Here is a 12282-nt window from a genome sequence, read left to right as displayed (position 1 = left end):
GTTTACTGCGTTAATTTAAATAACAACACTCCAATGTCTTTACAGCAAGACACTGGAATTATTTAATGGAGTCGTAAATACATGGGTGTAGATATCAGTCGCCTTAGTAATGGTTTGACTATTGCCACACATACAATGCAGCAAATTGATAGTGTAGCACTTGGAATATGGATTAAAGTTGGCTCACGCAATGAATCTTTAAAACAGCACGGTATTGCCCATCTTCTTGAACATATGGCTTTTAAGGGAACTGAAAACCGCACAGCTTTTCAAATTGCCGCTGATATTGAAGATGTTGGCGGTGAAATTAATGCCACTACAAGCGCTGAAACAACTGCCTATTTTGCACGCGTTCTCAAAAACGATATTCCTCTTGCCATTGATATTTTAGCTGATATTCTAATGAATTCAAAATTTGATGAAGATGAATTAGAACGAGAAAAACAAGTAATTTTTCAAGAAATTGGTGCAGCTCGTGATACTCCTGATGATATAGTTTTTGATTACTTTACTGAAACAGCCTTTCGTCATCAATCTCTTGGACGTTCTGTTTTAGGAACAACTCAAACAGTTCAATCATTTACATCTGCTGATCTCCACAACTTCATAAATAAACAATATAGTGCAGACCGTATGATTATTGTTGCTGCAGGCGCTGTACAGCACGAAAGCTTTTTACAGGAAGTTGAGAGTCGTCTTGGCACTTTTCGTTCTCGTTCTACAGCACCTTTAGCCAGCCTTGCCAATTATGTCGGTGGCGATTTTCGTGAATATCGAGATTTAATGGATACACAAGTTGTTCTCGGTTTTGAAGGGCGAGCTTATCATGCGCGTGACTTTTATGCTGCCCAACTTCTTTCAATTATTCTTGGCGGTGGCATGTCATCACGCCTCTTCCAAGAAGTAAGAGAAAAACACGGATTATGTTATTCTATTTATGCTTTTCATTGGGGCTTTTCGGATATCGGACTCTTTGGTATTCACGCTGCCACTGGACAAAAAGGGCTAAAAAAACTGTTGCCTCTCATTCTTGACGAGCTTTACAAGGCAGGAAAAAATATCCATGTTAGTGAACTTCAACGTGCACAAGCGCAATATCGTGCCAACCTCATAATGTCACAAGAAAATCCATCCAGTAAAGCGCATCTTATTGCTCGTCAAATGCTTCTTTACGGTCGGCCCATTCCTATATCTGAAATCATGGAACGTCTAAAGCTTATTACGACCACAAGATTAACTGATTTAGCGACTCACCTTTTTATTAATTCCACTCCTACATTAGCAGCTGTTGGGTCTGTTGGACCTCTCATAAATTTTGATGATTTAACATCAACACTCTCATATACAACATAAAATAAGATCGAATATAGCATACTTCAAAAAACTACATAACGGCTTGCGTATGCTTTATCTCTATCATGCAATTTACCATAAAAATTCTTTTTACTAATTAAACTTGGAAAACAGTCCCTAAAAATGTGTATAAAACTATTTAATTTAAGCTTTATGTGATAACTTATCTGATAAGCAACGAGATATTTATTATGGTTTTACTTGACTTTTCCAAAATATAAAATTGACTCATTTTAATCTTCACTGAATCAAGTAGATGTCTGAACAACCTTTTCATAAAACCATAGAGTGTTAAAATAAAATGATAGCTGCCTGTTATGTAAAGTAAATTATAAAAAGTGGATGTATTTTTTTGAAAATATAAGTAAAAATTCAACATCCTAAAAATATAGAGAGTGGTGCGTTATGAAAATTTTGCATAAAATAGTTGGTGTCATTTTTATCGTAATTGTCAACTCTTTTATTCACCTTACATCGGTACAGGCCATCGAGCCAGTAAAAATTTCTTCTCAAGATGCTGCTCTTGACCTTTCGAAAGCTATCGAAATTCATCATACAAACAACTCTATCTTCCAAACAAATACCGCACCAGGTCCAGATGGTATTGTATGGCGCATTGAAGTACAGGCAAAAAATAAAAAGTTTTCTGGAAACTGGGCTGTATTTTCTCTTGCAAATCCAACAGACGAACAAATTGACCGGCTTATCGTAGCACCTCATTACCGCATGGCTCATTCAGGTCTTCTTTGGCCAGATCTCGGGTCAGCACGGATTCAATCCATCACTCCAAGCGAAGGCTTTTCTCTTGACCGCCAAGCCAGCGTAAACTCAGATATCTTTCGTATTACTCTTAATCCTGGTGCTGTCGTTACATTCATTGCTGAACTGAATTCTCCAAATCTACCACAAATCTATTTATGGAAACCTGATGCTTATAAGGATGCAATAAATTCTTATACGCTTTATCACGGTATTCTTCTTGGTATATCAGGATTGTTAGCACTTTTGTTAACAGTTCTCTTCGTTGTTCGTGGAACAGGGCTTTTTCCTGCAACAGCAGCTGTTGCTTGGGCTGTTCTTTTTTATATTGGAATTGACTTTAATTTTTTAAATAAATTTTTTGCTATAACATTAACAACACAACCAATTTGGCGTGCGAGTACAGAAGTAGCGCTTGCCGCTACACTCTTTATATTCCTTTTTACTTACCTACGTCTTAATCATTGGCATTACCATTTCAGTTATGGTGCAATTGCATGGATTATAGCTCTTTGTAGTCTTGGAGCATTTGCTATTTATGACCCAATTAGAGCCGCTGGAATAGCTCGTTTATCATTTGGACTTACGACCATCATTGGGATACTTCTCATTAGCTATTTCTCTATCCGAAGCTATGATCGCTCAATCATGCTTATCCCGACATGGTTGCTCATTAGCTTTTGGTGTTTGGGAGCCTATGCTTGCATAGAAGGGTATTTAAACAATGATATTATCCAGCCGGCTTTAGCTGGAGGATTGGTACTTATTGTACTTCTCATCAGCTTTACAGTTATGCAACAAACTTTTTCCAATGATGCCTTCCATGAAGGGATATTTTCTGATCTTGAACAACAAGTGCTAGCAGCAAGGGGAGCGGGAAATATTATTTGGGACTGGGATGTTGAACGTGATAAAATCGTTGTTCATCCAGACATGACGACTCTCTTTGGAACTGAAACCCGCAAAATCAATGGCACTATGAGCAATTGGATCTCAGCTTTACATTACGATGACCGTGAGCGCTTTCAAGCTGTTTTAGATATCATTCTTAAACATAAAAAAGGACGCATTGATCAAATTTTTCGATTTTCTTCCGGTGGCGGCTACTATCATTGGTTTTCTCTTCGTGCGCGCCCTGCTATGCAAAAAGATGGAAAAATCACGCGTATTATTGGAACTATTGTCAATATTACCAATCACAAAAAAGCTGAGGAACGTTTATTACATGATTCAATTTACGACAGCTTAACCGGTCTTCCTAACAAACAGATTTTCTTTGATAGATTACAAAATTATACTTCTTTAGCAAAAGCAAATATTAAAATTAGACCAACAGTTTTCATGATTGATTTTGATAATTTTTGTCAAATTAACCGCAAATTAGGCATAGCTGTTGGCGATACTGTGCTACTTATAATTGCACGTCGTTTAAGTCGCCTTATTAATTTTCAAGATACCTTGTCACGTCTTTCTGCAGATCGTTTTGCAATCATTTTACTCAGTGAAACTGAACCACAAAAAATTGCAGCATTTGCAGAACATTTGCATAAAACAATCTCAGCGCCTATTTCGCTTTCAGAAAAAAAAATAACACTTTCAACATCCATCGGATTGGTTACGTGGAGTGAAGGTAGATCAACAGCCAAAGATATTTTTAATGACAGTGAATTAGCAATGATTCGTGCTAAGCAAATGGGAGGAAATCATATCGAACCTTTTCGTCCCAATTTTCGTACTCTTGGACTTGAATATAATAGTATGGAAAAAGACATTCATCACGCTATAAAACGTAATGAAATGAAAGTCCTTTATCATCCTATTCTTAATTTATCAGATGGACAAGTTATTGGATTTGAAACAATTGTAGAGTGGCATCATCCCAAGTATGGACACTTAAATGTCTCTGATTTTATCAAAGTCGTAGAAAACGAGCAAATAGTGATGGATTTAGCGCAATTCATCATTCATCATGCAGTTATTGATCTTACCAATATACAAAACAAATTTTTTCAACAATTTTTCTTCGTTTCAATCAATTTACCAAGTTCAGAGATGGTTCATCCCAGCTTCATAAATCAGTTGCGCTCTATTCTGCTCCGCTACCCGCTCGATAAAGGACGCTTAATGATAGAAATATCTGAATCTGTCTTGAGAAAAAATCCTGAACAATCAGCGCATTTTCTTGAACAAATTAAAGCATTAGGAATAAACCTTGCATTAGACAATTTTGGAACAGGTTATTCGTCACTTAGCTATCTTGTTCGTTATCCATTTGACATGGTCAAATTGGATCGTTCTCTTATCTCTATTGATTCTCCTAAGAAAAAGCTAGTTCTCAAATCCATTATCAATATGGCAAAGGACCTTAACTTGCAAATCATCGCAGAAGGCGTTGAAAATGAAAAAGAAGCAATCTTCTTAAACAAAGAAGGTTGCAAATACGTTCAAAGCACACTGGTCACTAAGCCAATCGCTCTCGAAGAACTAATTGTTCTCATCCAAAACCACTTCCCTTATAAGATCAAAACACAATGAATACCTCTATGCATGACCTATTTCAGAAACAAGATAGGTTGGATTAATTCCCATGCGGACTAAACTCTCATCGTATTTATTGTCTAAATTATTCTCAAAAAGGAAGCTAGGCGATGCGTGGCTAATAAGCCAACTATTTGCAGAAATTTCTGCTTCAAGCTGCCCCGCTTTCCACCCAGCATACCCTAGTGCTATAAGTGCATGTTGAGGACCTTGTTCACAACTGATCGCTTTTAATATATCAATAGTTGTGGTAAAGCAGATTTTATCTGCAACAGGAACAGTTTCTTTAGAAACATAATCATCCGAATGAATCACAAAACCACGAGAAGGTTCAACAGGTCCTCCATAGCGTACAGGAAACTTTTTTATTGGCTCAGAAAGGTCTTTTTTTTGGCTATCATTTATGATCCCAAGATGGAGCAAAAGATCAGAAAAATTAATGTGGTGCAATTGATTGAGAATAATACCCATAGCACCAGCATCAGAGTGTGCACAAATATAAATAACAGAACGAATAAAGCATTTGTCACTCATTCCAGGCATTGCTATAAGCAATTGTCCACCTAAAAAACCATCACTCGAACTCATTAATCTGTTATTCTCCGTATTTTATATGTTAAAATCTAATTCAATTGACACAAAAAAATAAAGCTTAAATGAAAAAAATCCAAATTTCTAAAAATTTTAAAAATATCTCAACTTTTTTTCACAAAGAATTTTTAATTAGTTTAAGTATAATCTTTGTGTTTGTAGGATCATTTATTGTTCCTGTGAATGCTCAAACTAAGCAAAAGTCATATCTCTTTGCAACACCTTGGCATGAATCAGACGGTGGTCGTGTCAGATTAGCCATCACCAAACCCTCTCCTTCTGGAATAAGAAACGGTATTATTGAAGTTGTACTTAACCCAGGGTGGAAAACGTACTGGCGCAATCCAGGAAATTCAGGTATGGCACCATTTTTTAACTTCAATCAACAAATTTCTTATGAAATCTTTTATCCCACACCACAGCTTTATGAAGAGGAAAATGATTGGTCATTAGGCTATACAGGCAAAGCGGTATTGCCCTTTAGTATTTCCAATTCAAAGAAAAATTTAAGTGGTTCTTTAACGCTTGGACTATGTAATCAAATTTGTATTCCGTTTACTGTTCCTTTTGATTTTTCACCAGCTGCCTTAAAAAACGAATATCTTCCTATATCCATATTAAAAGATGCCCAAAACTCCCTGCCTCATACAACGCATAGTGAATTTAGAATACATGCTGAGAAAGATATAAATACTCTTTTCATAAAAATAGAAAAAAATAACAGTATGACCCCATCTTCTCTTTTTTTAGATGGAGGAGACATGCAAATTGGACCAGCTAAAAAAATAAATAATACTGCAAACTACACACTCTTTAGCGCTCCTATCTATTTTACACCAGATGAAACAAACCCAACAATTTTTTATACAATTGTTTTTAAAAACCGTGCCTTCAGCGGAACATTCGTACTCCACAAACAATAAAACCGTATTTACATTTGGTGATAAAGAAAAGAATTTTTAAATCAAATTATGCTGAAAAATATCCATTTTCACGGTATTGAATAATTGCTTGACGTGCAAGAGCATCTGCACGTTCATTATATGGATGACCAACATGCCCCTTAATCCAGTGCCATCTAACAGTATGATGAGAACAGGCTTTTTCAAGATCTTGCCACAATTCCATATTTTTAACAGGATTGTTTGACGCAGTCTGCCAATTGTTTTTCTTCCAATTTTTAAGCCATACAGATATACCGTTGCGCACATAAATTGAATCTGTATAAAGATCAACCGAACAGGGTTCTTTCAGTGCTTTCAATGCACAAATTGCTGCTGTCAGTTCCATTTTATTGTTTGTCGTATAAGCTTCTCCACCATAAAGTTCACGCTCATGACCATTCCAGCATAAAATTGCACCCCATCCTCCCACTCCAGGATTACCTGAACAAGCACCATCTGTATAAATTTCAACAACTTTTTGTTGCTTTAACATACGATTCAAAAACCTAATTCACTCAACAAATTTGTATTACTAAAAAAACACAACTTGTACCAATATTCCCACGGATTTTTTTTAACGACAATACTACCCGATGGTGTATTGAACCAATCATAAAGACGAGTAAGCAAAAAGCGTAAAGCCGCACCACGTAACAATAAAATCATTGCGTCCAATTCTAAAGGTATTAATGGTCTAATTTTTTGATAATTTTCCAATAACCCACGAGCTTTGATAAGATTATAGGAATTGTCCTCTTCAAAACACCAAGCATTTAAACAAATGGCTAAGTCGTAAGCCAAAAAATCATTACAAGCAAAATAGAAATCTATAATACCAGAGAGACGATGATTCATAAAAAATACATTATCATTAAATAAATCAGCATGAACGACGCCTATTGGCAAATTTGATGGCCAATTTTTTTCTAAAAATGTTAACTCTGTATCAATTTTTTTACCAAATTTGTGAAGCAATGTATCTTCCACAATTTGACAACTTTGCCATAATTGTTTCCAACCAGAAAGAGAAAGAGTATTCTGACGACTAAACGAAAAATCCTGTCCTGCTAAATGCAGCTTCGCTAAACTACTCCCAACTTCACAGCAATGTTGTACATTAGGGGAACGAATCCATATCCCTTCCAAAAAAGTAACAATGGCTGCAGGACGCTCTGCTAATTCACCAATTATCGTCCCATCATTTTGACTTACCGGTTGAGGACATGGTATTCCACGATCTCCTAAATGTTGCATAAGATTGCAAAAAAACGGCAAATCATCCTTTGCAATACGCTTTTCATAAAGCGTTAAAATAAATTTTCCCTTTGTTGTATGCAGCATAAAATTAGAATTTTCTATACCTTCTTCTATACCTTGATAGGATAAAAGCGTACCTATTGAATAACGCGCCAAAAATAACTTCAAATCATTTGGATGAATATTTGTATGAACTGCCATTATTTTGCTTTCGTTTTGGGTATCTCTACACTATAATTTTTATTTGTTATTATCTTCGCTTTACCATTAACAAAAGCCATATCTTGAGGCGTTAAAATGACATCACGTAATTCGCGGTTTACCAAAAATGTCTCCATTTCCACCACTGTTTCAGCTAAGTCTATTGTAACATCATAACGCTCGCGAAAAGCTGAAATAATTTCATCGACAATAATTTCAGGTGCAGAAGCGCCTGCTGAAAGGCTCACAGTGGAAAGAGAACCTAAATGATCAAAATCAATTTCATTAGCCCGTTGAACTAAAAAAGATTGCTGAGCTCCAAATCTTTTAGCAACCTCTACCAAACGCTGTGAATTAGAAGAGTTCGGTGCACCAACAATTAAAAATAAATCACTTCCTAGTGCTGCTGCTTTAACAGCATTTTGACGATTCGTCGTTGCATAGCAAATTGATTCAGCAGCTGGTGCTTGCAATGCAGGGAAGCGTTTCTGTAATATATCAAGAATTTCTGCTGTATCTTCAATCGAAAGCGTTGTTTGTGTTACAAATCCCAATTGGTCTGGATTATCTGGATTATACTGCCAAGCATCTTCTACTGTTTCAATGAGTGTAACAGCTCCTTTTTCGAGCTGCCCTATTGTACCTATAACCTCAGGATGACCAGAATGACCAATTAATATAACATGACGACCATGACGTTGATGTCGTATCGCTTGTTTATGAACCTTAGACACCAATGGACATGTTGCGTCGAGATAAAACAAATTATAACGCTTAGCTTCTTCTGATATATATTTTGGTACACCATGAGCAGAAAATACAACTGGTTGGTTACGATGTATTTCTGGAATTTCATCAAGTTCTTCTACAAAAATGGCACCTCTTTGTTGTAATCCTTCAACCACATAACGATTATGCACAATCTCATGACGCACATATACTGGAGCACCATATTTTTTTAATGCAAGAAGAACAATCTGAATAGCACGATCAACCCCTGCACAAAACCCACGTGGAGCACAAAGACGTATTGTTAAAGGAGGAAGTATAGACATAAAACGTTCTTAATACCTATCACTTTAATTATATTCCCAACACACTACTTTGCGTACTACATAAAAGTGTAACGAGGAAAATTGAAAAAATTACCCTCTTTTGCAATCACATTGCAAATAGATGCACTCTTATAACATTCTATTCAATCGAAGCACTTCCCAATGAATTTTTTTAATTTCACTATTATAACTATTATATAAGATGATAAAATATCAAAAAAGAGATTCAATCAAAAGAATGCCAAATATAGCAGCCAAATAAAAGAGCGAAAAGAAAAACATTTTTTTTGCCATCACAATAGTTGTGGTTTTCGCATTAGTTTTCCACAAACAATAGGCGAAATAAATGAAGGTAATGCTCAAAATTGTTGAAAAAATAGCATAAAAAATTCCTGCAAAACCTATAATGAATGGTCCAGCAACACATACCGCCATAAGAATAGTATAGATTAAGATATGTTTTTTTGTGGAACGCTCACCTCGAACATTAGGCAACATAGGAATACCTGCTGCACCATAATCAAGAGATGAAAATAAAGAAAGAGACCAAAAATGTGGCGGTGTCCACATAAAAATAATTAAAAATAGTAAAAAGCTATCAATACTCACATTACCTGTTGCTGCAGCCCACCCAATCATGGGCGGAAAAGCTCCAGCTGCACCACCAATAACAATATTCTGTGGTGTTATACGCTTTAACCAAATTGTATAGATAACAACATAGAAGAAGATTGTGAATGCGAGAATAAATGCTGCTATCCAATTAATGAAAAGTCCCATAACCAAAACTGAAAGTGCAGAAAGGATCATACCAAAAACAAATGCTTTTTTCGCACTAATTTTTCCAGTAGGAATAGGACGATTTTTAGTACGTTCCATCACCGCATCGATATCAGCATCGTACCACATATTAAGTGCTCCCGCACCACCACCACCTACTGCAATACATAGAATTGCCAAAATACCATACAATAGGCTCATTGAAACAGGTGATATAACCAGCCCAACCAGAGCTGTAAATACAACGAGTGACATCACCCGTGGTTTCAATAATGTAATATAATCATATATACTAGGTTTTGATGAGGTTAGTTGATCATTTGCAACCGATATTTTTCCCGAAATAGACATTCCATTTAAAGACCTTTTTCATCTCCGTCATTCACAAGCAAATACTCTTTACCATATGGAAATGACTGAATTAATACAACTATTTTAGAGAACATATAGAGCGCCGCTATTATACACATTCCTTAAAAATATATCATAAAAATAAAACGCCTCTCCTCTGATATAATAAAACAATTCTAAAAATTTTTCTCCTATAAAATATTGTTTTTTTCAATTTTTATTTTATTTTTGCACACGGATTAATATGTTTTGGATACTAATTTTATGTTATGGTCCTAATTCAAAAATCTGTTTTTATGCAAACCGATACATTAAAATATATTGCTAGTTGGGTGGGGCGTTCTGTGATACTTTATAATAAATTGCTAAAAAAAAATTTCTTTATCGGTGCAATTATTTATATATTTTGTAATGTTTTTGCCAATTATGCGATTGCACAAACATCCAATATGCGGAATGTCCCGGCTCCACAAACTTACGGTGCATGGACAAAGGTTTGTGCCTTGCAGCCAGGCACACCAAATATACAATGTGAGATTGTACAAAATGTACATACAAAAAATCGTCATGATATTACGCTCCGCGTTACATTTTACAAATTACCTAAGAACCAAGGAGCTTTGATGCGTGTTTTTGTCCCGATTAGAGTTGAACTACGCTTTGGTGTTGGTATAAAAATTGATGATAAAGATACAGGAAAAATGGAATACCGTCGTTGCTTCGGTGATACTTGCGTCGCTGAAGCTCGTCTTGAAGAAAATGTATTACAGCTCTTTTTAAAAGGTAAAGCTGCAACCTATTTTTTCTTTACAACTCCCGAGCAAGGTATCGGAGGAATCGTTGATCTCCATGGATTTGAGGATGCCTATGCAGCTTTATAAATATAATAAAACTTACATAAATTAACCAAAAAACTATCTCAGAGTTCTCATTTGACAACTTTTTAAAACAAGAGAAGAAAAAATTTTCCTGATACAAATAAAATAGGATGGCTATTATGAAATCGCTGATTGATCATTTTGATATATCTTCATCTAAAGTGCAATCACTTGTGCAAGAATCGCTTCATCATGCTGATGACGGCGAACTTTACCTTGAGTACACAGAAAGTGAAACGCTTTTATTTGATAATGGCCAGCTTAAAAACGGATCCTTTCACCAAGATATGGGATTTGGTCTACGCGTTGTTGCTGGAGAAGCGACTGGATATGCACACTCTAGTGAATTATCTGCTACTGCACTCAAACACGCCAGTGAAGCAGCTAAAGCCATTACCTATAATCATCATGTAGGGACTTGTAGTGCAGCACCTCAAAAAACAAATAAAATGCTTTACCAACCCCTTAATCCTCTTGATACTCCATCATTTGCAGAAAAAAGCGCTCTTTTGCAAAAAATTGATACCTATTTACGCCAAAAAAATAACAAATTACACCAAGTTACTGTTTCTCTTTCTGGTTCACTACAGCATGTAGAAATTTTACGCGCTGATGGATATCTTGCTCATGATATCCGCCCTCTTGTCCGGCTTGCTATATCTGTGGTTGCAGCTGAAGGAAATCGACGTGAAAACGGCTTTTATGGATGTGGTGGACGACAAGCATTTAGTCAATTCATTAGTGAAGAAAATTGGAAAAAAGCTGCCGATGAAGCTTTACGTATGGCCTTAATAAATTTAGAAGCAGAAGCAGCACCAGCAGGAACATTTGATGTTGTTTTAGCCAATGGATGGCCTGGTGTTATGCTTCATGAAGCTGTTGGACATGGTTTAGAAGGTGACTTTAATCGAAAAAAAACATCTGCTTTCTCTGGACTTTTAGGTCAACAAGTTGCTGCAAAAGGTGTTACAGTCGTTGATGATGGTACAATTCCTCACTGCCGTGGTTCACTCACTATTGATGATGAAGGTACACCATCGGGATGTAATGTTCTTATTGAAGATGGAAAACTTGTTGGTTTTATGCAAGACAGACTAAATGCTCGACTTATGGGTGTTAATCCAACTGGGAATGGACGGCGTGAATCCTACGCACATGCACCAATGCCGCGTATGACCAATACAATGATGCTAGGTGGAGATAAGACACCTGAAGAAATCTTATCCTCGCTAAAAAACGGTATTTATGCTGTTTCATTTGGTGGAGGACAAGTTGACATTACTTCCGGGAAATTTGTATTTGAATGCACCGAAGCATATCGAGTAGAAAATGGAAAAATTATAGCTCCAATCAAAGGTGCAACCCTTATAGGAAACGGACCAGAATCCATGAAACACATTACAATGATTGGGAATGATAGCAAACTTGATAATGGTATCGGTATGTGTGGAAAAGCTGGACAAAACGTCCCTGTTGGTGTCGGACAACCTCATCTACGAATTAATAATATGACAATTGGTGGAACTGCACTTTCATAAAATTAATCAACAGCACTTAAACGAAATGACTTTTCTA

10 protein-coding genes are annotated in these 12282 nt (G+C 36.1%); 5 read left to right on the top strand and 5 right to left on the bottom strand.

Annotated features, from left to right (window positions below):
- Window positions 1–81: 81 nt before the first annotated feature.
- Together V4P55_RS00480 and V4P55_RS00475 are read left to right on the top strand one after the other, a co-directional pair.
- Complete coding sequence (locus V4P55_RS00480; RefSeq protein WP_455474445.1) at window positions 82–1353, top strand: M16 family metallopeptidase; 1272 nt, start codon at window positions 82–84, stop codon at window positions 1351–1353.
- Between the two features lie 405 nt (window positions 1354–1758).
- Window positions 1759–4647, top strand: a complete 2889-nt coding sequence (locus V4P55_RS00475) for an EAL domain-containing protein (protein ID WP_455474444.1) — start codon at window positions 1759–1761, stop codon at window positions 4645–4647.
- Window positions 4648–4653: 6 nt separating this feature from the next.
- On the opposite strand, the gene V4P55_RS00470 is transcribed toward V4P55_RS00475, so the two are convergent.
- Window positions 4654–5238 carry a YqgE/AlgH family protein gene (locus tag V4P55_RS00470; protein ID WP_455474443.1) on the bottom strand — a complete coding sequence of 195 codons (585 nt, stop codon included), beginning with the start codon at window positions 5236–5238 and terminating at the stop codon, window positions 4654–4656.
- Between the two features lie 68 nt (window positions 5239–5306).
- Between V4P55_RS00470 and V4P55_RS00465 the strand changes: the two genes are divergently transcribed.
- Window positions 5307–6164, top strand: a complete 858-nt coding sequence (locus tag V4P55_RS00465; protein ID WP_455474442.1) for a protein-disulfide reductase DsbD domain-containing protein — start codon at window positions 5307–5309, stop codon at window positions 6162–6164.
- A 46-nt stretch (window positions 6165–6210) separates the two neighbouring features.
- On the opposite strand, the gene rnhA is transcribed toward V4P55_RS00465, so the two are convergent.
- From rnhA to cyoE, 4 genes are all read right to left on the bottom strand, one after another.
- A complete protein-coding gene (rnhA, locus tag V4P55_RS00460; RefSeq protein ID WP_455474441.1) occupies window positions 6211–6678 on the bottom strand; it encodes a ribonuclease HI in 468 nt (155 codons plus the stop codon).
- Between the two features lie 5 nt (window positions 6679–6683).
- Window positions 6684–7643 carry a homoserine kinase gene (locus V4P55_RS00455; RefSeq protein ID WP_455474440.1) on the bottom strand — a complete coding sequence of 320 codons (960 nt, stop codon included), beginning with the start codon at window positions 7641–7643 and terminating at the stop codon, window positions 6684–6686.
- The gene (ispH, locus tag V4P55_RS00450) at window positions 7643–8698 is read right to left on the bottom strand and encodes a 4-hydroxy-3-methylbut-2-enyl diphosphate reductase (protein WP_455474439.1); all 1056 of its coding nucleotides are present in this window, start codon (window positions 8696–8698) and stop codon (window positions 7643–7645) included. The genes V4P55_RS00455 and ispH overlap by 1 nt, the downstream gene beginning before the upstream one ends.
- Window positions 8699–8911: 213 nt before the next feature.
- On the bottom strand, window positions 8912–9829 hold the full coding sequence (gene cyoE / locus V4P55_RS00445) for a heme o synthase (RefSeq protein WP_455474438.1): 918 nt from the start codon (window positions 9827–9829) through the stop codon (window positions 8912–8914).
- Window positions 9830–10125: 296 nt separating this feature from the next.
- On the opposite strand from cyoE, the gene V4P55_RS00440 reads away from it, so the two are divergent.
- Window positions 10126–10710, top strand: coding sequence for an invasion associated locus B family protein (locus V4P55_RS00440; protein WP_455475084.1), 585 nt, complete (start codon window positions 10126–10128; stop codon window positions 10708–10710).
- A 116-nt stretch (window positions 10711–10826) separates the two neighbouring features.
- Entirely contained in the window at window positions 10827–12245 is a 1419-nt protein-coding gene (tldD, locus tag V4P55_RS00435) for a metalloprotease TldD (RefSeq protein ID WP_455474437.1), read from the top strand.
- Window positions 12246–12282 lie beyond the last annotated feature (37 nt).

It is taken from the genome of Bartonella sp. B30(2025), assembly GCF_053793825.1.
Note: the sequence above shows the minus strand (reverse complement) of the source record. Positions and strands in the feature narration are given on the sequence as shown.